At 38.6% G+C, this 20,586-nt stretch carries 19 protein-coding genes; 10 read left to right on the top strand and 9 right to left on the bottom strand.

The window, feature by feature from the left end:
- Positions 1 to 150 precede the first annotated feature (150 nt).
- Positions 151 to 1,677: an ATP-binding cassette domain-containing protein gene (locus tag HMPREF3237_RS07555; protein ID WP_070889392.1), complete on the top strand. Its 1,527-nt coding sequence runs from the start codon at positions 151 to 153 to the stop codon at positions 1,675 to 1,677.
- 64 nt (positions 1,678 to 1,741) lie between these two features.
- On the opposite strand, the gene HMPREF3237_RS07550 is transcribed toward HMPREF3237_RS07555, so the two are convergent.
- The gene (locus HMPREF3237_RS07550) at positions 1,742 to 2,293 is read right to left on the bottom strand and encodes a LemA family protein (RefSeq protein WP_070889391.1); all 552 of its coding nucleotides are present in this window, start codon (positions 2,291 to 2,293) and stop codon (positions 1,742 to 1,744) included.
- Positions 2,294 to 2,386: 93 nt separating this feature from the next.
- Here HMPREF3237_RS07550 and rsmG point away from each other — a divergent pair, with 93 nt between their 5' ends.
- Positions 2,387 to 3,100, top strand: a complete 714-nt coding sequence (rsmG, locus tag HMPREF3237_RS07545) for a 16S rRNA (guanine(527)-N(7))-methyltransferase RsmG (RefSeq protein WP_070889390.1) — start codon at positions 2,387 to 2,389, stop codon at positions 3,098 to 3,100.
- 297 nt (positions 3,101 to 3,397) lie between these two features.
- The gene (locus tag HMPREF3237_RS07540; protein WP_070889389.1) at positions 3,398 to 4,681 is read left to right on the top strand and encodes a uracil-xanthine permease family protein; all 1,284 of its coding nucleotides are present in this window, start codon (positions 3,398 to 3,400) and stop codon (positions 4,679 to 4,681) included.
- A gap of 41 nt (positions 4,682 to 4,722) precedes the next feature.
- Here HMPREF3237_RS07540 and HMPREF3237_RS07535 read toward each other — a convergent pair whose 3' ends face one another.
- The 5 genes from HMPREF3237_RS07535 to HMPREF3237_RS07515 all read right to left on the bottom strand — a co-directional run bounded on the left by HMPREF3237_RS07535 (position 4,723) and on the right by HMPREF3237_RS07515 (position 10,503).
- The gene (locus HMPREF3237_RS07535; protein ID WP_070889388.1) at positions 4,723 to 5,631 is read right to left on the bottom strand and encodes a DMT family transporter; all 909 of its coding nucleotides are present in this window, start codon (positions 5,629 to 5,631) and stop codon (positions 4,723 to 4,725) included.
- Positions 5,632 to 5,638: 7 nt separating this feature from the next.
- On the bottom strand, positions 5,639 to 6,574 hold the full coding sequence (locus HMPREF3237_RS07530) for a serine hydrolase domain-containing protein (protein ID WP_070889387.1): 936 nt from the start codon (positions 6,572 to 6,574) through the stop codon (positions 5,639 to 5,641).
- Positions 6,571 to 7,296, bottom strand: a complete 726-nt coding sequence (locus tag HMPREF3237_RS07525) for a CppA N-terminal domain-containing protein (RefSeq protein ID WP_070889386.1) — start codon at positions 7,294 to 7,296, stop codon at positions 6,571 to 6,573. Before HMPREF3237_RS07525 ends, HMPREF3237_RS07530 begins: the two co-directional genes overlap by 4 nt.
- A 149-nt stretch (positions 7,297 to 7,445) precedes the next feature.
- The gene (locus tag HMPREF3237_RS07520; protein ID WP_070889385.1) at positions 7,446 to 8,264 is read right to left on the bottom strand and encodes an endonuclease/exonuclease/phosphatase family protein; all 819 of its coding nucleotides are present in this window, start codon (positions 8,262 to 8,264) and stop codon (positions 7,446 to 7,448) included.
- A 52-nt stretch (positions 8,265 to 8,316) separates the two neighbouring features.
- Entirely contained in the window at positions 8,317 to 10,503 is a 2,187-nt protein-coding gene (locus HMPREF3237_RS07515; RefSeq protein WP_083327693.1) for a PTS transporter subunit IIBC, read from the bottom strand.
- 189 nt (positions 10,504 to 10,692) lie between these two features.
- On the opposite strand from HMPREF3237_RS07515, the gene HMPREF3237_RS07510 reads away from it, so the two are divergent.
- The 5 genes from HMPREF3237_RS07510 to HMPREF3237_RS07490 are packed head-to-tail and all read left to right on the top strand — an operon-like array spanning position 10,693 to position 15,405.
- Entirely contained in the window at positions 10,693 to 11,643 is a 951-nt protein-coding gene (locus tag HMPREF3237_RS07510) for a tRNA modification radical SAM protein MnmL/YtqA (protein WP_006145325.1), read from the top strand.
- The gene (locus HMPREF3237_RS07505; RefSeq protein WP_070889384.1) at positions 11,627 to 12,184 is read left to right on the top strand and encodes a tRNA 5-(aminomethyl)-2-thiouridylate-methyltransferase MnmM; all 558 of its coding nucleotides are present in this window, start codon (positions 11,627 to 11,629) and stop codon (positions 12,182 to 12,184) included. Before HMPREF3237_RS07510 ends, HMPREF3237_RS07505 begins: the two co-directional genes overlap by 17 nt.
- A complete protein-coding gene (locus tag HMPREF3237_RS07500; RefSeq protein WP_070889383.1) occupies positions 12,177 to 12,431 on the top strand; it encodes a hypothetical protein in 255 nt (84 codons plus the stop codon). The genes HMPREF3237_RS07505 and HMPREF3237_RS07500 overlap by 8 nt, the downstream gene beginning before the upstream one ends.
- A gap of 11 nt (positions 12,432 to 12,442) precedes the next feature.
- Positions 12,443 to 14,497, top strand: a complete 2,055-nt coding sequence (locus tag HMPREF3237_RS07495; RefSeq protein ID WP_070889382.1) for a cation:proton antiporter — start codon at positions 12,443 to 12,445, stop codon at positions 14,495 to 14,497.
- A gap of 44 nt (positions 14,498 to 14,541) precedes the next feature.
- Positions 14,542 to 15,405 (top strand): YihY/virulence factor BrkB family protein, encoded by an 864-nt coding sequence (locus HMPREF3237_RS07490; RefSeq protein ID WP_070889381.1) that lies wholly within the window; start codon positions 14,542 to 14,544, stop codon positions 15,403 to 15,405.
- A 170-nt stretch (positions 15,406 to 15,575) separates the two neighbouring features.
- Here the strand turns inward: HMPREF3237_RS07490 and HMPREF3237_RS07485 are convergent, their stop codons facing one another.
- The gene (locus HMPREF3237_RS07485; protein WP_070889380.1) at positions 15,576 to 16,517 is read right to left on the bottom strand and encodes an ATP-grasp domain-containing protein; all 942 of its coding nucleotides are present in this window, start codon (positions 16,515 to 16,517) and stop codon (positions 15,576 to 15,578) included.
- Between the two features lie 14 nt (positions 16,518 to 16,531).
- Complete coding sequence (locus HMPREF3237_RS07480) at positions 16,532 to 17,782, bottom strand: dicarboxylate/amino acid:cation symporter (protein ID WP_070889379.1); 1,251 nt, start codon at positions 17,780 to 17,782, stop codon at positions 16,532 to 16,534.
- Between the two features lie 245 nt (positions 17,783 to 18,027).
- Between HMPREF3237_RS07480 and HMPREF3237_RS07475 the strand changes: the two genes are divergently transcribed.
- Together HMPREF3237_RS07475 and HMPREF3237_RS07470 are read left to right on the top strand one after the other, a co-directional pair.
- Positions 18,028 to 18,387, top strand: coding sequence for a DUF3397 domain-containing protein (locus HMPREF3237_RS07475; protein WP_025170012.1), 360 nt, complete (start codon positions 18,028 to 18,030; stop codon positions 18,385 to 18,387).
- Positions 18,388 to 18,505: 118 nt separating this feature from the next.
- Entirely contained in the window at positions 18,506 to 20,176 is a 1,671-nt protein-coding gene (locus HMPREF3237_RS07470) for an N-acetylmuramoyl-L-alanine amidase (protein ID WP_070889543.1), read from the top strand.
- 36 nt (positions 20,177 to 20,212) lie between these two features.
- Here the strand turns inward: HMPREF3237_RS07470 and HMPREF3237_RS07465 are convergent, their stop codons facing one another.
- On the bottom strand, positions 20,213 to 20,527 hold the full coding sequence (locus HMPREF3237_RS07465; protein ID WP_006145316.1) for a hypothetical protein: 315 nt from the start codon (positions 20,525 to 20,527) through the stop codon (positions 20,213 to 20,215).
- Positions 20,528 to 20,586 lie beyond the last annotated feature (59 nt).

The raw sequence follows: 20,586 nt of genomic DNA, 5'->3' as shown, positions 1-20,586 counted from the left end.
CTTGTTTCTGTCTCTTTTTGTGTACTCTTTTTTCTGCTGCTTTTTCAGCCCTTTTAAAAGAGGATTTTTTGACATAAATGATTAGCTCTACTAGGTAAGGTAGAGCTATTTTTATAATGACATTAAAATGATAGAAAGAGAGTACACTAGATGATACAAATTCACAAGCTAACTATTACTCATAACAAGGATTTACGCAATCTCGTCTCAGACTTAACAATGGCCATTCGAAAAGGCGAAAAGGTTGCCATTATTGGCGAAGAGGGAAATGGAAAATCAACCTTACTACAGACCTTAATGGGAAAACAACCATTGGACTTCACTATTAGTGGCCGGATTCATTCTGATTTTGGTTCATATTCCTACATTCCTCAAAGTCTACCAGCTGATCTCAAAACACTTTCACTCCACGACTACTTTTTTTCTGGTCGAGATGACCTAGACTATAGTCTCATCTATCGTTTTGCAGAAGAACTACAATTTGATAGCGACCGTTTTGCTAGCCAGCAATTAATCGGTAGTTTATCAGGTGGTGAAGCCTTAAAAGTTCAACTCATTCACGAGTTATCCAAACCTTTTGAAGTGCTATTTTTAGATGAACCTTCTAATGACCTAGATCTAGATACGGTCCTATGGTTAAAAAAGCAAATCCAGAGAATCAAAGAAACTGTGATTTTTATTTCTCATGATGAAGATTTTCTCTCTCAAACAGCCAATACCATTGTACACCTAAGACTGGTCAAACATCGTAAAGAAGCAGAAACACTTGTAGAACACCTCGACTATGATCGCTATAGTCAACAAAGCCGAGATCATTTCATAAAACAAAGCCAACAAGCAGCCAATGAACAACGTGTCCATGAGAAGACCATGGAAAAAAACAGACGAGTCAAACAACAGGTAGAAAATGCTTTACGAAATACAAAAAATAGTACTGAGGGACGACTACTGGCTAAAAAGATGAAAAATATCCTTTCTCAAGAAAAACGCTTTGAAAAATCTGCTCAGTCTATGACGCAGCAACCTCTAGAAGAAGATCGTATCCAATTGTTTTTTTCAGATGTTCAGCCTCTGCCAGCTTCAAAAGTCTTACTTCATTTTGAACAGCAGACCTTGTTTGTAGAAGACCAACAACTTGCCGATAAGCTTCAGCTCACAGTGCGAGGACAAGATAAAATTGGGATTATTGGACCAAACGGTATTGGAAAATCAACATTACTGGCTAAAATTTATCATCTTTTACAAGATAAACAAGAAATATCTCTTGGCTACATGCCACAAATTTATCAGGAAAAGCTCCCTCAATCTCTATCACCTGTATCCTTTCTTAGTCAAACTGGGGAAAAAGAAGAACTTCAGAAAATCCAATCATTCTTGGCTAGTCTGAATTTTAACTATTCTGAAATGCAACATCAAATCTGCAACTTATCTGGAGGCCAGCAAGGAAAACTCCTACTACTAGCATTGGTTTTACAACGGGCAAACTTTCTCATTTTAGATGAACCAACACGTAATTTTTCACCCACTTCACAACCTGAAATCAGAAAACTCTTTGCGGACTATCCAGGAGGCTTCATTACTGTCTCTCATGACCGACGTTTTTTAAAAGAAGTCTGTACAGGTCTATATCGCTTAACTATACATGGTCTAGAAGCAGTTGAAATTGGAGAAATCTAGATTGAACACACAAAAACATCCAGCAGGAATTCCTCTGGATGTTTTTTCATCATTTTCAGTCACCTTAACCATTAAAATCAACTTTAGGTACTTCTTTTTCTCCTTCAGCAGTTTGAAGAAAATCAGCTGCTTTAAAGTCAAAGATACCAGCCACTAGATTACTTGGGAAAGTTTCCAACTTGAGATTGTAATTGCTGACAACACTATTATACAGTTGCCGACAATAGGAAATTTTATTTTCCGTATTGGTCAGTTCTTCTTGCAATTGTGTAAAATTACTACTAGCCTTTAAGTCTGGATAGTTTTCTGCAACAGCAAAGATACCTGAAATTTGACGAGTCAGTGCATCACTAGCCTTCATAGCTTCAGCTGGTGAAGTCGTTGCTGCCACTTGATTGCGAAGCTCCGCTACTTTTTCTAGAGTTCCCCCTTCATACTGTGAGTACCCTTTCACTGTTTCAATCAAGTTCGGTAAGAGATCATTTCGACGCTTCAACTGAACATCAATCTGACTCCAAGCTTCCCTGGTTTGCATACGACTTTTTACCAATCGATTGTAGCAGTCCATTACCAAAAACATAATAAGAGCAAGAATTCCAAAAAAAATCCAATTCATTTGAGATTTCCTTTCTGCTTGAAGATTAGTACCAGTATATCAAATTTCCTAAAATTTGTGGTAAAATAAGATAACATCAAAGAAGGAAAAACAATGAAACCAGAAACATTTTATGACTTGCTTGCTGAACAAAATCTCAGTCTAACTGAGCAACAAAAAATGCAGTTTGAGCATTATTTCCAACTCCTTGTTGAATGGAACGAAAAGATTAACCTAACAGCCATCACAGACAAAGAGGAAGTGTATCTCAAACACTTTTACGATTCGGTTGCTCCAATCCTACAAGGGTTAATCCCCAATGAAACAATTAAACTACTGGATATCGGAGCTGGTGCAGGATTTCCAAGTATTCCTATGAAAATCCTCTATCCTAATCTCGATGTGACCATCATTGACTCACTCAATAAGCGGATTAACTTTCTTCAGCTCTTAGCAGGAGAACTTGGCCTAGAAGGTGTTCACTTTTACCATGGACGTGCAGAGGATTTTGCCCAAGATAAAAACTTTCGTGCCCAGTTTGATATTGTCACAGCTCGAGCAGTTGCCCGCATGCAAGTCTTGTCTGAGTTAACGATTCCTTTTCTAAAGGTCGGTGGAAAATTACTGGCACTCAAGGCAAGCAACGCACCTGAGGAATTGACGGATGCAAAAAATGCCCTCAATCTTCTCTTTAGCAAGGTTGAAGACAACATCAGCTATACACTTCCTAACGGAGATCCTCGCTACATGACGATTGTAGAGAAGAAAAAGGAAACTCCAAATAAATACCCAAGAAAAGCCGGGATGCCTAACAAACGCCCTCTTTAAAAATGATTTACAAAATCATGCCTCGCTTTCCCTTTTCTTGACTCGGGAAAAATTCGTTTACAAAACGAACCTCGCTCTCACATTTCTAGGCTCGGGAAAAATTCGTTTACAAAACGAATTTTTTCTGCTATACTATCACAAGCAAAGGTTTTTAATGTCATCCTGTGAGGTGACAAAGACACAGAAACTTATCGTTCTTTAATGAAGACTAACAATGTTTTTTAATAAAGTCTTACTCTGAGAGCCTGTTGCTATAAAATAATGGGCTCTTTTTTGGTGCCCAAAAGTGAGGTTTTTATGAAAGAAGAATCAACTGTTGATTTGATTTTAGATGTGGATCAATCCCCTTCCGTTGGAAAAGGAATCCTTCTCAGTTTCCAACACGTCTTTGCCATGTTTGGAGCAACCATCCTAGTACCTCTCATTCTAGGAATGCCTGTTTCCGTTGCCCTCTTTGCATCCGGTCTTGGAACACTGATCTACATGATTGCTACTGGCTTTAAAGTTCCAGTATACCTTGGATCTTCCTTTGCCTTTATCACAGCTATGTCACTTGCCATGAAAGAAATGGGTGGGGATGTATCTGCTGCTCAAACAGGGGTTATTCTGACAGGATTCGTGTATGTCCTTGTTGCGGCCAGTGTTCGCTTTGCAGGTACAAAATGGATTGATAAACTCTTACCACCAATTATTATTGGACCTATGATTATCGTAATTGGTCTTGGTTTAGCAGGTTCTGCCGTTACAAATGCTGGTTTTGTAGCTGATGGTGACTGGAAACATGCCCTCGTTGCTGTAGTAACCTTCCTAATCGCAGCATTTATCAATACCAAAGGAAAAGGATTTTTCCGTATCATTCCTTTCCTATTTGCCATTATTGGTGGCTATATCTTCGCTCTCTTTCTCGGACTGGTCGATTTCACACCAGTTTTACAAGCCAACTGGTTTGAAATTCCTGGATTCTATCTTCCATTTAACACAGGAGGAGCTTTCAAAGAATACAACCTCTACTTTGGTCCTGAAACAATCGCTATCTTGCCTATCGCTATTGTAACTATTTCTGAACATATCGGTGACCACACGGTCTTGAGCCAAATCTGTGGTCGTCAATTCTTGAAAGAACCAGGTCTTCACCGTACTCTTCTCGGTGACGGTATTGCAACATCTGTATCAGCCTTCCTTGGCGGACCAGCCAATACAACTTATGGAGAAAATACAGGAGTTATCGGGATGACTCGTATCGCTTCTGTCTCTGTTATCCGTAACGCTGCTTTTATCGCCATTGCACTCAGTTTCCTTGGTAAATTCACTGCCTTGATTTCCACAATCCCTAGTGCCGTACTTGGTGGTATGTCTATCCTTCTTTACGGGGTTATCGCCAGCAACGGTTTGAAGGTGTTGATCAAAGAACGTGTTGACTTTAGTCAAATGCGTAACCTTATCATCGCAAGTGCAATGCTCGTACTTGGACTTGGTGGAGCAATTCTTAAACTTGGTCCAGTTACCCTTTCAGGTACTGCCCTATCAGCTATGACAGGTATTCTTTTGAACTTGATCTTGCCATACGAAAATAAAGACTAATCATCTAAATACAAAAATCCACTCATGTAGAGTGGATTTTTTTAGGATTCAACTTTCTTTTCAAGAAGTAAATCTTTTATCGAAATCATTATGACAGCTGATAAAATCATGGCCATACCAATAAAATCAATGGGATAAAATTGTTCCTTCATAATCATAAAAGCAAAGAAAACCGCTGAAATAGGTTCAATTGAGGCTAAAAGACTGGATTTGACAGGTCCTATCATACTAGCACCTTTTAGAAAAAGAGTGTAGGCAAAGACAGTCCCAATCAAAATAATCCCGACAAAAGCTGATAGTAGGTCTGAACTAAAAGATAAATCAGCATGAAAGAGACCTGTAAAGGGAGAAGCTAGTATTCCAGAGAAAAGCATTCCTATTCCAATTACTGGCATACTGCCCCATTTCTGAATCAAAGTGATTGGGATAATAATGTATAGCGCATAAGTAAATGCTGAAAAAAGTCCCCAGAAAAGACCGGCTGGAGTCATCGATAATTCATGAAGCTGACCATGAGTTGCAATTAAAAAGGTGCCTCCTATTGCTAGTACAATTGAGATAATCTCTGCAATCGTAGGTGCTACCCTATCCTTGATACAGGTATAAAGTAAAATGCCGATTGGACAAACATACTGTAAGACCGTTGCAGTTCCTGCATTGGTCTCTTGAATAGCTGCCAAATAAGCAAACTGATTTAAAAAAAGGCCAAATAAGGAAAAAAGTAAGAGTGATTTTAAACTATCTCGATCTTTGATAAATGCTAACAGTTGCTCTTTTGATCTAGCATAAGCCATGATAACAAGTAATAAACCTGCAATAATCAAGCGAATATTGGTTAATAGGATGGCAGAAATTCCGTGAGCCATTAGATATTGACCACTCGTACCTGATAAACCCCAGACTATCCCTGCAACAATAGTATATATTGTTCCCTTTAAAAGACTTGACATCGGTTTACTACCTATCCTCCTGACGAATCAAATCCATGACTTGGTTGCGATCCAAAATCCACTGAGCACGTTCATCCCTCTCATAAGTCCGATTGGATAGAAAGATAACAGCTTCTTGTTTATTACGATTCCACATGATAAAGGTTCCCGTATAACCCGTATGATCCAACCAATCACCTTCTAAATTCCAGGCCAAAGAGCGTTCCCTATCATCTAAGTCTGAAAAATTCTGTGTTAACTCTTCTGCAAATGAATCTTTTAAATAGTGTTCCAAAAAGAGTTTCAAATCAGCTACTGTAGAAAATAAACCTGCACTTCCAGCATGTTTTCCAAGTACACGAGCCTTGGGATCATGAACGACTCCTGCTTTCTGTCCACGAACGGTTGGAACAGCACTTGGAACTGGTCCAAATCGAGTTTCTCCCATCTTCCATGGAGTCAAAACTTGCTCCTGTAAAATCACATCCAAGTCTTTCTTAAAGTAATCTTCCAAAAGAAAACCTAGCAAGAGAAAATGTACATCCGAATAAAGAAAAGAACGTTTTTCTCGTCTATTTAGATGAAACATGGCCTCTCTCAGTTGCTCCGAATTTAGTTTATCACGATTAGGGATAAAGGGATCTAAGTCTGTTGTATGCGTTAATAATTGTCGAATGGTGATGTCTGGATAATCCGCCTCTAGAAGATAATCTTTTATGGAGGAATCTAGCTCAATCTTACCTGCCTTCCACAATAAGATTAAGACTGTTCCAACTCCAACGACTTTACTGACACTAGCCAAATCATAGACCAAACCCTTTCGAGTTTTTTCACCTATTTCTGGATTTGATTCTCCAAGATACCAGTCGGTCCAAGCGCCATCCTGATAATATGCAAAAGAGGCACCAGGATAAATCCCTGCCTCAATTTGTTGCTCTATTTTTTGAATGATTTCTTGCTTCATACTTGTTCAAACCATAATTCAATATTGTTGGAATCCTTGGTTAGGAAAAATTTTTCAGACTTAGGGACAAAGCAATCAGCAGTTTCAAAACGCTGACGGAGAATAGCAAGGTTAAACTCTTTTACTTGGAATTTTAACATAGACAAGTCCCAAGTTACATTATTTTCAACAAGTAAATCACTACCTTGAGCTTGATTAAAAGCTAGTCGGCTCTCAATATCTTCCTTTTCTAGTAAGCTCCTTGTCTCGTCTGGCAAGTTAACTTCTACTGAGATTTCAAATGCAGTCAAATATTTCATGCTCTCGTCTTTTGAAAAAGTGATTTCATCCTCAACCTTTTTCAAATTCTTGATGTCATCTTCAGCATGGATAAGGACACAATCCCCTTCTGGAGAAAGTGCTTCAAAAGCATATCCCTTATTTCCCTTATAGAGTGGAGGGATTTTATCCATTCTACCTAGTAACGCTTCAATCTCAGATGGATTCTCTACTTTTACAATTAATCTAGCTAATTTTTTTACCCCTTCAACCTTACGACTTCTCATACTTGGAGATTCTTCTAAAACCAACTTTTCAATACCTGACTGGTCTCCAAGTGATAAAAAGGCTGACTCCTCAAGTAAAGGTTTCATACCCAAATTTTCAACATAAAACAGTTCATTTAAATTTCTATTATTCACCTTTAGCGTCGGGATTATACGCACAATTTGATTCACACTCATAAATTCCTCCAACACTTTTTATTTTATAAGATTTTATTTTTTTTTACAAGTTATTCTATAAAAAATTTTATTCATATTAACTCTTTTAATAAATCAACCCCTTCTGTCAGTAGAAGGGGGACTTGTTTGTTTTTACTAAAATTCCTTGTTTAGTTTTTCCATGATAGTTCTGCTTGTAGACCATAGTGATCACTAACTTGTGGATTTTGTTTGCCATCAAACACCACGTGTAAACTCTCTATCTGTATATCCTTTGTCGTAAAAACATAATCGATTCGAAGAGGCTCACTGTTACCCTTCCAACCATCAATTTCAGGTGGAACAGTATAGCTACCCCTTCTCTCTTTTGCAACTTCAAATGCATCTTGCAACTCTAGTGGACTAGCTAGAATAGCTTGATAACCTTCTTGACTAGCAGGATTATTAAAATCACCGGCTAGTAAAAGAGGCTTGTTTAGATCTTTCAGAACTGCTTCAAAACGTGCCCATTCCTCTTGGAAGCCTTTACCCCACCATGAAAGATGTACACTCGCGACTGCAAGTTCTTTGCCTTCTACTACTGTTTCTGCCAAAGCAACGCGGCGAGTGTGATAATCTGTCGGATCATCTACATCTGAAACCAAAATCTCACGCGCTTCAATAGGTGTTTTAGAGAGAATTGCAACACCTTCATGATAGCGGTCATAACCGATATGATTATAAGCCCATGTCCAGTAGTATTTCAATCCTTTCTCAGCTAACTGTTCAACCAAAAGACGGACATAATGGTCTTGGTGAATCGGTTCTGCTGAAGGTAACGGAAAATAAAATGGACCAGCATCTACTTGAGATGATGTGATTTCTTGGTTAATCTCTTGAAAACAAATCAAATCATAATTGTTTTCAAATATATCTTGTAACAAGAGCTGAAATTTTTCTTCAGGATTTTTTTCCATCCAACTATGAGTATTAAGTGTTAAAAATTTCATCCTTTTCTCCTATAAACAAGAGGTTGGAAAAATACTTCCAACCCCTAATCGATTACAATTCTACTTTTGCAACTGGCGTGTTAGCTGCAAGAGAACCTGTTTGTTCCAATTTAACAGACTTAATCGCGTCACCATTTGTGAAGACTACAACCGTAGTAGTTTCACGACCTGCTTCACGAATAGTAGCCAAGTCAGCTGTGACAAGAAGATCACCCGCAGTTACTGCTTGACCTTCTGAAACCTTCACATCGAATGGTTTTCCTTCAAGGCTTACAGTATCAAGACCAATGTGAACAAGAACTTCAAGACCTTCTGCAGTCACAAGACCAAGAGCGTGTTTAGTTGGGAAGATACTTGACACAGTACCTGCAACTGGAGATACAATGTTTCCGTTTGCTGGTTCCACTGCAAATCCATCACCCATCATTTTTTGCGCGAATACAGGATCCTTCACTTGTTCCAATTCAATAACTTGACCGTCAGCAACTGAGTAAACTTCTTCGGTCACACCTTTAAATGCTACAGTATTTTGTTGAGCTGCTGTCATTTGACTTGGAAGTGTTTCTGGAATCACTTCACCTGAATCAAGAATATCTTGGATATCTGATTTTAAAACGTCAGCTTTAGGTCCGTAGATAGCTTGGACACCTTGTCCTTTCATGACAAGTCCCATAGCTCCTTCTGCTTTCCATTGTTCTTCTGTTCCAACTTTTTCAGCGTCTTTTACAGTTACACGAAGACGAGTCATACATGCGTCCACATCGACAATGTTGGCACGTCCACCAAGAAGGTTGATGATGTTAACTGCCTGAGAAGCTTCTGCAACTTTAGTTTCACCAGTAGCTGAAGATTCAGAAGAAGCATCGGCGTTTTCATAGTTACCGTTACGTCCTGGTGTTGCATAGTTGAATTTCTTAATCATGAAGTTAGCGATAAAGTACATGATAAATGCAAAGAGTACTGTCACCCAAATAAAGTTAACAATATCCATACCAAGACCAGCGTTGATAGCTAGCGGAGTACGAGTCAAGAATTCGATTGAACCGAATGAGTGTACACGAAGGTTCACAATATCAGCCATTGCAAAAGCAGCACCTTGAACAAGAGCGTAAACAAGGTAAAGAGGTGTTGCGATGAACATGAACATGTACTCAATTGGTTCAGTTACCCCTGTCAAGAATGTTGCAAGAGCAGTTGCAATCATCATACCTTTGTATTGGTGTTTCTTATCTGGATCAACGTTACGGTAAATCGCAACAATGATACCCATCAAGATACCAAACGAACCAATCATTTGTCCAACTTTGAAACGAGCTGGATGTACTGTATCTAACAAGTGTTGGTATTGAGCTGCGTCAGTACCTTTAAGGTTTACAAGGTCAGTTACCCATGCAAGCCAAAGTGGATCTTGACCAAATACTTGAGTACCTTTTGCTGCACCAGTCATGATATCATAAGTACCACCAAGAGCTGTATAGTTCATTGGGATAGTCAACATGTGGTGAAGTCCGAATGGCAAGAGCAAACGTTCCAAAGTACCATACAAGAATGGTGCTAGAACTGGAGCTGTTTCTTGAGAGTTAGCAATCCAAATACCAAAGTTGTTGATACCTGTTTGAACAAGTGGCCAAGCAATTGAAAGAACAATCGCTGCAATTGCTGAACGAAGGATGACAACAAATGGTACAAAACGTTTCCCGTTAAAGAATGATAGAGCATCAGGAAGCTTACGGAAGTTATAGTATTTGTTAAAGGCAGTAGCCCCTACAAAACCAGAAATAATCCCTACGAATACACCCATGTTAAGTGCTGGTGCTTCCATAACACTGATAAAGTAATCAGAAACTTTAATTGATCCACCTAACAGCGTTGAAACCATAGCATTTGGATCTTTTAACATATCTCCTGATACACCAAAGATTGTACCAGTGATACGGTTAATTAAAATAAAGGCAAGACCTGCTGCAAAGGCACCGCCAGCACGTTCTTTAGCCCAGCTTCCTCCGATAGCTAGAGCAAATAAAATGTGCAAGTTCCCAATAACTCCCCAACCGATTTGCTCTAGTACGCCACCAGTAATAACTAGGGGAGCAAGGTTTGGGTCAATCAATGCAAGTGACTTACCGATTGAAATCATCAATCCAGCCGCTGGCATAACAGCGATAACCACCATTAAAGCCTTACCGAATTTCTGCCAAAATTCGAAAGACAAGACATTTTTGAATGTATCTTTCATCATTCAAATCTCCTTTATATTTATTCGGCAAACGTTTTACGAAAACGTTTGCACTGTTAACACCTCTATTATACCACTTTTTATTTTTTTGTAAAGGCTTTTTTATTATTTTTTGATGTTCATACTTTTTAACAACTTTTCAAAGGCTTACTGACTTTGAGTTTACAAGTGTTTTCTGATATAATATTAGCTATGAAATCCTATAATACCTTGAATGATTACTATCGAAAACTTTTTGGGGAAAAGACTTTTAAAGTTCCTATTGATGCTGGATTTGATTGTCCCAATCGAGATGGAACTGTAGCACATGGGGGCTGTACGTTTTGTACAGTTTCTGGATCTGGAGATGCAATCGTTGCACCTGACGCTCCTATTCGTGAGCAATTTTATAAAGAAATAGACTTTATGCACCGTAAATGGCCAGATGTTCAAAAATATCTGGTATATTTTCAAAATTTTACCAATACTCATGAGTCTGTCGAGGTTATTCGTGAGCGTTATGAGCAAGCCATCAACGAACCAGGGGTCGTCGGGATTAACATTGGAACAAGACCAGACTGCTTGCCAGATGAAACCATGGCCTACCTAGCAGAATTGACCGAACGTATGCATGTGACTATCGAACTCGGTTTACAGACGACCTTTGAAACAACATCTGAATTGATCAATCGCGCTCATAGCTATGAACTCTATGTAGAGACTGTACAGCGGATTCGTAAGCAAGTTCCTAAAGCAGAGATTGTTTCTCACTTAATCAACGGTCTTCCAGGAGAAACGCATGACATGATGGTGGAAAATGTTCGCCGCTGTGTAACGGATAATGATATTCAAGGAATTAAACTTCATCTACTTCACCTCATGACCAACACTCGAATGCAACGAGATTATCATGACGGGCGTCTACAACTCATGAGCCAAGACGACTATGTCAAAGTCGTCTGTGACCAACTAGAAATCATTCCCAAACATATCGTTATTCATAGAATCACAGGAGATGCCCCTAGAGATATGCTGATTGGTCCTATGTGGAGCCTCAATAAATGGGAAGTTCTAAATAGCATTGAGGCTGAAATGAGACGACGAGGCAGTGTTCAAGGATGCAAGGCTGTAAAACAGGAGTTTATAAATGAAAAAACCACTTGAAATGGCACATGATTTTCTTGCCCAAGTCATCACAAAAGATGATGTTGTTGTAGATGCAACAATGGGAAATGGACATGATACACTTTTCCTTGCCAAATTAGCTAAACAAGTCTATGCTTTTGATATACAGGAAAAAGCTCTGGAAAAGACTAGTCAACGCCTACAAGAAGCAGGTTTGACCAATGCAGAATTAATCCTGCAAGGTCATGAGACTGTGGATCAATTTGTAGGAGAAGTCAAGGTAGCTATCTTTAATCTAGGTTATCTTCCTTCTGCTGATAAAAATATCATTACCAAACCACAAACAACTATTGAAGCACTGGAGAAACTTTGCCGCATGCTTATTAAGGGTGGAAGAATAGCCATCATGATTTACTATGGGCATGAAGGCGGAGATATAGAACGGGATGCAGTTATGGACTTTGTCAGTCAATTACCGCAACAAGAATATACTGCCACAATCTATCGCACTCTTAACCAGATCAACAATCCACCATTTTTAATTATGATTGAAAAATTAGAAAGGTATCGACATGGATAAACAATACCTACGAGATAAAATCGAAGCTCTTCGCCATAAATTTGTCGAATCAACCCAACATGAACGGGCAGTTGGTATGTTAGATGAAGCGCATCTAAGCAAAAAGATGCTGAAAATCAAGAAAAAAATGATTTCACTTGAAATGGAGCGTTGTCAGAAAAAAATCGAACATAAGGACTGCTCAAAGATTAATCAAAAAATCCAAGAACAAAAGGAACTTTTTGAAAATTGTCGTAAACAAAAATAGGGAGGTGGAAAATGAATTTGCTTTTTTATCTCTTAGTATTTTTACTAGTTCTTATTGTTTCTAGCACGACCAATAAGCTTCTGCCCTTTTTACCCATGCCTCTGATTCAAATTTTGTTAGGGATTGGAATTGGACTTTGTTTACCCAACAACCAATATCACTTAGATACTGAGTTGTTTCTAGCTTTAGTCATTGGCCCACTACTCTTTCGCGAAGCCCAAGAAGCAGATGTAACCTCTATCTTAAAACACTGGAGAATCGTTCTCTACTTGATTTTCCCAGTTATCTTTATCTCAGCCTTAAGCATGGGAGGGGTCGCCCATGTCCTTTGGACTGGCCTACCCTTAGCCGCCTGCGTAGCAGTTGGTGCAGCCTTAGGTCCTACAGATCTAGTAGCCTTCGCTTCCCTTTCTCAACGCTTTACCTTTCCAAAGCGGGTTTCTAATATCCTAAAGGGGGAAGGACTACTTAATGATGCTTCTGGACTAGTAGCCTTTCGGATGGCTCTCATCGCTTGGACAACAGGATCATTTTCGCTTACCCAAGCCGGAACTTCATTAGCCATTTCCATCGTTGGAGGATTTGCTGTCGGGCTTATAACCGCCTTCATAAATCGCTCCCTCCACTCTTTTCTCCTCAGCGTCCGTGCAACAGATATCGCGAGTGAGCTCTTATTGGAACTTAGTTTACCTCTCTTGACTTTTTTCATAGCCGAAGAAATTCATGTTTCAGGTATTATCGCCGTTGTAGTCGCTGGGATTCTGAAAGCCAGTCGTTTCAAGAAAATAAATCTCCTTGAAGCGCAAGTTGATACTGTTACTGAGACTGTTTGGCAGACTGTAACCTTTATGCTCAATGGTTCAGTCTTTGTCATTCTTGGGATGGAACTGGAAATGATCGCGGAACCAATTCTTAAGAGTGCATTTTACAACAAAGTTCTTCTCTTGCTCAGTGTTTTCCTCTTGACCTTCCTGCTTTTTGCTATCCGCTTTGTCATGATCTATGGATTTTACGCATTTCGAATTAAGAAGCTTCATAAAAGTTTAGACAAATATGTCAAAGACATGCTCCTCCTTACCTTTTCTGGTGTGAAGGGAACTGTATCCATTGCCACTATCCTTTTGATACCGTCTAATCTGGAACAAGAATACCCTCTTCTTCTCTTCCTCGTAGCTGGTGTAACTCTGGTAAGTTTCCTGACGGGATTACTAGTACTCCCTCACCTTTCTGAAGAGAAAGAACCGTCTAAGGATCAGCTCATGCACATCGCTATTTTAAATGATGTCGCCATGGAGTTAGAAAAAGATTTGGACCATACCAAAAACAAGGTCCCTCTCTATGCTGCTATCGACAACTATCACGGCCGAATTGAAAATCTCATTCTCAGCCAAGAGAACAAAGAAATCCAGGAGGACTGGGAAGCTCTTAAACTCTTGATTCTGAGTATTGAAAGCGATGGTTTGGAGCAAGCCTACGAAGAAGGCAAAATCGGTGAAAGAGGATATCGTGTCTATCAACGTTATTTGAAAAGCATGGAGAAAAATATTAAGCGAAACTTTGCTTCTCGACTAACCTACTACTTCCTTGTCTCCATACGCATTCTTCGTTTTCTACTTCATGAATTGCTCACATTTGGGAAAACATTCCGTTCATGGAAAGGCAAGGAAAAACAGCGACTTCTTGCCATTGATTATGACCAGATTGCAGAGCTCTACCTAGCTAATACGGAAATTATCATCGAGAGTTTGGAAAACCTCAAGGGGATTTATAAGAGTTCTCTGATCAGCTTCATGCAGGAATCTCGTCTCCGTGAAACCAGTCATATTACGAGTGGTGCCTTTGTGGAACGGGTTATCAATCGTATCAAACCCAATAATATTGATGAAATGCTTAGAGGATACTACCTTGAACGTAAATGTATCTTTGAATACGAAGCTCAAAAACTCATCTCAGCTCAGTATGCTAAAAAACTACGCCAAAATGTCAATAATTTAGAAACTTATTCCTTAAAAGAATCTGCTAATACCTTACCTTATGATATGATGGAATTAGTTCGAAGAAATTAAAGTCTATACAAAACAAGACAGAAAGAAAGTTGGAGGATTGTAACATGAAAAAGTTGTGGAAACAGCTGACTGATAGACCCTTATTAAAAGCTTTTTTGCACTACTATCAAGCCTCCGATAGTGAGTTAACTAGCGTTGCTGTTGCCTACTATTGGTTGATTTCAATCTTCCCTTTACTCATGATAGTGGTCAATATCTTACCCTACTTTCAAATTCCCATCTCAAACTTTCTATTAACAATCAAGGAATTTTTACCAGATACAATCTATGAAGTTGTCGCGAAGATTGTCAGAGAAGTTCTGACTCAACCATCAACAGGTTTACTGAGCTTTGCTATCTTATCAGCTCTTTGGACTTTCTCCAAATCCATGAATTTTCTTCAAAAGGCTTTTAATAAAGCCTATGGAATCGCAAAAAATAGAGGAATTATCTCACACCAGCTGATGAGTCTCTTGGTTAGCTTTGGCCTTCAAATTCTCTTTGCACTTGCCTTATTCCTCAGTATGTTCGGCCATATGTTATTGGATTTGCTAAAAAACTACTGGAAATCCGAGAGTGCTCTATTTTCTTATCTACAAGATTTTACAGGTCCGCTGATTTATGCCTTTCTTTTTGCAATCGTAATCATGCTCTATTATTTCCTACCAAATGTTAAAGTAAGTAAGATTCGCTACGTCATACCTGGAAGTCTATTCGTATTCGTCACTCTTATTTCTTTATTAACTATCTTTTCAGCTTATTTCAATAACTATGTCAACTATCTCGTTGATGTTCGCTTTTTCAGTTCCATCATCGTTGTTGTCATGATGTTCTGGTTCATTATCATTGCCAAGTTATTGATTGTCGGTGCTGTGATTAATGCGAGTGTTCAAAGCCTTAAGGATCCAGACTTCAAGGTCAATCAATAATTTTTTATCGATTAATACTCAATGAAAATCAAAGAGCAAACTAGGAAGCGAGCCGCAGGCTGTACTTGAGTACGGCAAGGCGAAGCTGACGTTGTTTGAATTTGATTTTCGAAGAATATAAACAAATCAATCCCCCAGTCATTTAATACTGGGGGATTTTCTTTAGTACTTTATTGTCCACTCGTTAGGGCTTGCAACTCTGATTTTAGATATTGAGCCAAATGTTGGTGAGCAAAAATATTGGCATTTTTTTCTGCGGTAGGATTGTAGTTTGTGTTGGTATTTACATCATAAACATAAATATCACCATTCTCTGACTGAACCCATTCAATAGCAGCAACTTCAATCTGAGCATTCTTAAGGAAATTTTCATAAGCTTCTCTTCGAGAATCTGGTAGGGGTTCTGTAATCTGGAATTTTTCAGACGTTTCTAGTTGTTCTGGTCTCTTGCCAATTTGACAACCATCTGCTGGGCACAATTGGAAACCATCTGAAGAATCGATTGAAACAGTATAAAGGAATTTTTGATTGATAAACTCTGAACGACGGATGCGTCCATCACTTGGCTTAATGTAGGCTTGTAACAAGGTAATCCCGTCCACTGATGGTTCAAAGAGAGGACTATTGACATAAGCTTCCAATTCTTCTTCATTTTGGAAGAGTTGAACTCCTAACCCCTTACCTGCTCGATTGTGCTTGGTAATCAATGGATAGATGTTCAATTTTCTGGCTGCTTCAATGATATTTTCTTGGCCTAAAACTGCAACTGTCGCAGGAGTCTCAATACCAGACTCGTTTAATTTCAAATATTGTTTGACTTTACTGATTTCTAAGTTGATGGCACCAGTTCCATTCACAACCTTGCGTCCGTGTGCTTCTAACCAAGTAATCACCTGCTCTGTATATTCTGGCGCATAGCGATGCCCTCTGGTGTGAGAAGACGCAGACATACGATTGTAAAAGATACCTTGTGGCGGTGGACTTTGCAAATCCAAAATGCCACTAGACAAATCCCACAGTTCATAAGGGACTTCTAGTTCTTCCAACCATTTGACCAAATGCTGGGTCCATTCAAGATTCTCATGAATCACATAAACTTTTGTTTCGCTCATTACTTATCATCTCCTTAAGAAAAGCTGACTGATAATTGGCTTTCCTTTTCTTCTTCTAAAATATATCCTTCTGTTTTTTCGATAACGCTAACTGTTAAGATTTGACCCAAAACATTGATCATAGTACGGCCAGCATTGACAAAGAAATCAACTGCAAAGATCAAGGCTACTCCTTCAACTGGCAAGCCCAACTGAGGTGCTGCAGCAAGTAGAACCACGATAGCCCCTGATGGCACAGTTGCTGCAGTTTTTCCAATCAAAGTCAAAAGCAAAACAGTAAACAAGAGACTTGATAAAGAAAATTGAATGCCGTAGGCATGCGCGATAAAAATCGTAGCTACAGAGAAATAAACTGCTGCTCCCTCTAAGTTAAAAGTATATCCTAAAGGAACAACTAAATCAATCGTGTGCTCGTCATGCCCCTGTTTTTTCAAATCTTTAAGAAGTGAAGGCAAGACAACACTAGAACTACCAGTAACAAAGGCCAGTGTCAAGAGGCTCCAATTTTCACGAAAGGCTGATAAATACGGTACTTTAAAGAAGACAGCAATCAAAGGGAAAATAAGGAGAACCAAAACAGCATAAGCCAAATAAGTTCCGATTACAAATTGACCAAGCCCAATCAACTTGTCAACACCAGTCGTTGCAACATCTTTGGCGATAAATCCAAAAATCCCAATCGGTGATAGTTTAACAATCACTGCAACAATCTTATAAATAGCTTCAATCCAGATTTGGAAACCTTCGATGATTTTCTGAGATTTATCAGACTTAAGGTTACCAATTCCGTAACCAAGAAAGATAGCAAAAACGATAATCGGCAATAGGGCGCCGTCTGAAAGAGATTTGACAATATTTGATGGAATAAAACCAAGGAGAAATTCGCTAAATTTTACATTGTTGGCGATACCATCAAGGTTCCCACCAGTTTGACCAATATTCACACCTTGTCCAAATCCTAAATAGTAACTAGCAAATACAAACAAGAGCGTAATAGCAGTTGTCACGGCAAAAAAGTAAACCAAGCTCTTGGTCAAGATTTTCCCGAAAGATTTTTTCCCGATAACGCTGGCTACTGCAACAACGATAGTCGGGAAGATTAGTGGAATGATAACCATATTGATCAATTTAATAAAGGCTTGTCCTAAAAATTGATAAAAACCTGCAAATTGTGGCCAGATGACCGCAGCGATAACACCTAAGACCAAAGCCACCAATAATTGGATTCCTAGTGAGAGTTTTGACCATAACGTAACTAATTTCATAAGAAACTCCTTTGTTTTATTTGCTACTCATTCTACTACTATTCTTTCTTTCTGACTAATATATATTTTCTATGGTCACCATAAAAAAGATTTATATTGAAGACTCAAACTATTACCATTTTTGTATCCAACATACACTGAATTTGTATAAAGTATAAAAAATCAATTTCTAAACAAAAATTTTTAGAAAAACACTGTTAAATCAAGGAATATGCTTTCCTATTATTCAAGTTTTATGATACAATATTGTTATGATTTTAATGAAACTCGCTTCCGTCTTGCTTTTGGTATTAACCTTGGCTTTAGCAATTATTCTGAGCAGATTCTTTAAGTTAAAGAAAAGGGGCATCAACTTTGCTGATTTGGCTTTCCCTTTTCTAATTTTTGAATATTATTTTATCAGTGCTAAGGTTTTTACACACAATCAACTTCCCGTTTTGGGAGCAGCCTTATCCTTGCTAGCTATCATTCTAGCCTTTTTCTTCTTGAGCAAAAAACGTAGTTTTTATTATCCAAAATTCTTGAAATTCTTTTGGAGAGCTGGATTCCTACTCACATTGCTCATCTACATCATCATGATTGTTCAAATCTTCATGATGAAATAAATGGCAACAAATTTCGCCAGCACCTCAACAAAGTTGGCAACCCGACGTTCCATTTGAGGTGCTTTTCTAATGACATTTAAAAACGAGATTATTAAAAAATAAATAGGAGATGAAACAAGTGAAAAAAACGTTCTTTGCAAGTGCCATCATGCTTACTTACCTAGGATTTGCAACAAACCCAGCTTTAGCTGAAGAAAATAAAGTCCAAACTACTTCAGCTGAAACGACGCAACAAACTACAACAGCTAACAAGGTTGAAACAAAGGAACCAGTTCCTTCTACTGAAGCAAGTTCAAGCACACCAACAACTTCTACAACAAACGCAAGTAAAACTTCAGCTAAGAAAGAAGAAAACCAGGTTCCAGAAGACAAAAAAGATGGTTGGGTCTTTGAAGAAAATATCTGGCGCTTCTATGAAGCGAACAAGGCTGCCGTCAATTGGAAAAAAATCCACGGTAAATGGTACTACTTTGATAAGGATGGTATCATGCTCAGCAATACAATTTATGATGGGTACATCCTGACTAGCAGCGGGGCTATGGTCGATAGTGGCTGGGCTAAAATTAAAGATAACTGGTATTATGCTAATCCATCTGGAAAAACCGTTAAACAAGACTGGAAAAAGATTGGCGGTGTATGGTACTACTTTGATAAAGACGGTATCATGCTCAGCAACACCATTTTTAACGGTTATCTCTTTACCAATAGTGGTGCTATGGCCGAGAGCACTTGGGTCAAACAAGATGGCAAATGGTATTATGCTCAAGCTTCTGGTAGCTTAATCAAAAACAAGTGGGATAAAATCGGTGGAGTTTGGTACTACTTTAACAAAGATGCCACAATGGCAAGCAACCAATGGCAAGGTAGCTTCTACCTAAAATCTAGCGGTGCCATGGCTGAAAAAGAATGGATTTTCGATAAAAACTACAATAGTTGGTTCTATTTGAAATCAGGTGGTACTTATGCAGCGCGTGAATGGATTGGCTCCTACTACCTCAAGGCCGGTGGTTACATGGCTAAGAGTGAGTGGATTGATGATAGCTACTATAAAGCTCGTTACTATGTAGATGAAAATGGTGTTTATGTCACAGGAACCCATAAAATAGATGGAAAAAACCAACAATTTCAAAGTGATGGAAAATGGATTGGTGAAGCTTCTGTGAGTCGTGGTTTTGAAAAGGGGAAATATAACAACATCATCTTCCTAGATCCAGGTCACGGCGGTAAAGATCCTGGTGCTGTTTATTACAATACTAATGAAAAAGACCTAACCATGCAAGTTTATCAAAAATTACGCAAGGAACTCCAAGGTCTTGGCTATACTGTCCTTTCTTCTAGAGATAGTGATGTCTTTGTCGACTTTGTCACTGAACGTTCAAGAATAGCCAACAATACTGATTCAGATATATTGATCAGTATTCACTTTAATGCTAGTGGAAATCCAGCTTCAAATAGTGCTGGTATTCAAACTTATTCTTATGAAGCAGACCCTAGTTATCCTTCTAGGATCAACAAATACTGGCATAACAATCCCGACCGAATCAGTGAAAGCAATCGTCTTGCAGCTGACATCCACTCTTCTCTTCTAGCTGAAACAGGTGCCAAGGATGCAGGTCTCCTCCAAAGAAGTTTTGCTGTACTTCGTGAAACTGATAAACCAGCAGTTCTTTTAGAATTAGGATACATTGATAATTTCGACGAAAATCAACAGATTCGTAGCGATGCCTACCAGAACAGATTAGTGGCTGGTATTGTCAAAGGTATTCAAAAATATTACGCAGGTCAATAAAGAAAAAGTCTCGAGAAAGCTCGAGACTTTTTTGTATTATGCTTCTTTCTTATTAACGTCAGGAATGAGAAATCCAATTCCCACGCAAGCCAGCACTCCTGCACCGATAACTAAACCACTTGAAAGTGGCAAGATGTCAAAAATAGCATTTGCAATGATAAAGGCAATCATCAAGCTCATGAGACTGGCCTTATAATCTTTTTTCACTAGATTTTCAAGTGTAAATAATAGAAACAGACCTACTGGAAATAGTGCCCAGATGTTAACATCCAAACTTGGCCATCCAACTAAACCAAAATACAAGACTGCTCCTGCTACTACTAAAAATCCGATACCTAATACTTTTTTCATGATTCTACCTCATTTTCTATTTTGTTAGGAAGCTATATCTCCCCTTGACAATTACTACT

This window comes from Streptococcus sp. HMSC34B10, from assembly GCF_001839505.1.
GTDB classification, from domain to species: Bacteria; Bacillota; Bacilli; order Lactobacillales; family Streptococcaceae; genus Streptococcus; species Streptococcus peroris.
The sequence above is the reverse complement of the archived record's forward strand: the minus strand, read 5'-3'. Positions and strand labels throughout refer to the sequence as shown.

Coding starts and splice junctions, on each gene's coding strand:
- HMPREF3237_RS07535 (WP_070889388.1), bottom strand. CDS start 5,631: ATGTCAAGTCTTTTAAAGGGAACAATATATACTATTGTTGCAGGGATA.
- HMPREF3237_RS07515 (WP_083327693.1), bottom strand. CDS start 10,503: ATGATGAAAGATACATTCAAAAATGTCTTGTCTTTCGAATTTTGGCAG.
- HMPREF3237_RS07485 (WP_070889380.1), bottom strand. CDS start 16,517: ATGAGCGAAACAAAAGTTTATGTGATTCATGAGAATCTTGAATGGACC.
- HMPREF3237_RS07550 (WP_070889391.1), bottom strand. CDS start 2,293: ATGAATTGGATTTTTTTTGGAATTCTTGCTCTTATTATGTTTTTGGTA.
- HMPREF3237_RS07480 (WP_070889379.1), bottom strand. CDS start 17,782: ATGAAATTAGTTACGTTATGGTCAAAACTCTCACTAGGAATCCAATTA.
- HMPREF3237_RS07530 (WP_070889387.1), bottom strand. CDS start 6,574: ATGAAGCAAGAAATCATTCAAAAAATAGAGCAACAAATTGAGGCAGGG.
- HMPREF3237_RS07490 (WP_070889381.1), top strand. CDS start 14,542: ATGAAAAAGTTGTGGAAACAGCTGACTGATAGACCCTTATTAAAAGCT.
- HMPREF3237_RS07540 (WP_070889389.1), top strand. CDS start 3,398: ATGAAAGAAGAATCAACTGTTGATTTGATTTTAGATGTGGATCAATCC.
- HMPREF3237_RS07495 (WP_070889382.1), top strand. CDS start 12,443: ATGAATTTGCTTTTTTATCTCTTAGTATTTTTACTAGTTCTTATTGTT.
- rsmG (WP_070889390.1), top strand. CDS start 2,387: ATGAAACCAGAAACATTTTATGACTTGCTTGCTGAACAAAATCTCAGT.
- HMPREF3237_RS07555 (WP_070889392.1), top strand. CDS start 151: ATGATACAAATTCACAAGCTAACTATTACTCATAACAAGGATTTACGC.
- HMPREF3237_RS07510 (WP_006145325.1), top strand. CDS start 10,693: ATGAAATCCTATAATACCTTGAATGATTACTATCGAAAACTTTTTGGG.
- HMPREF3237_RS07525 (WP_070889386.1), bottom strand. CDS start 7,296: ATGAGTGTGAATCAAATTGTGCGTATAATCCCGACGCTAAAGGTGAAT.
- HMPREF3237_RS07500 (WP_070889383.1), top strand. CDS start 12,177: ATGGATAAACAATACCTACGAGATAAAATCGAAGCTCTTCGCCATAAA.
- HMPREF3237_RS07465 (WP_006145316.1), bottom strand. CDS start 20,527: ATGAAAAAAGTATTAGGTATCGGATTTTTAGTAGTAGCAGGAGCAGTC.
- HMPREF3237_RS07505 (WP_070889384.1), top strand. CDS start 11,627: ATGAAAAAACCACTTGAAATGGCACATGATTTTCTTGCCCAAGTCATC.
- HMPREF3237_RS07520 (WP_070889385.1), bottom strand. CDS start 8,264: ATGAAATTTTTAACACTTAATACTCATAGTTGGATGGAAAAAAATCCT.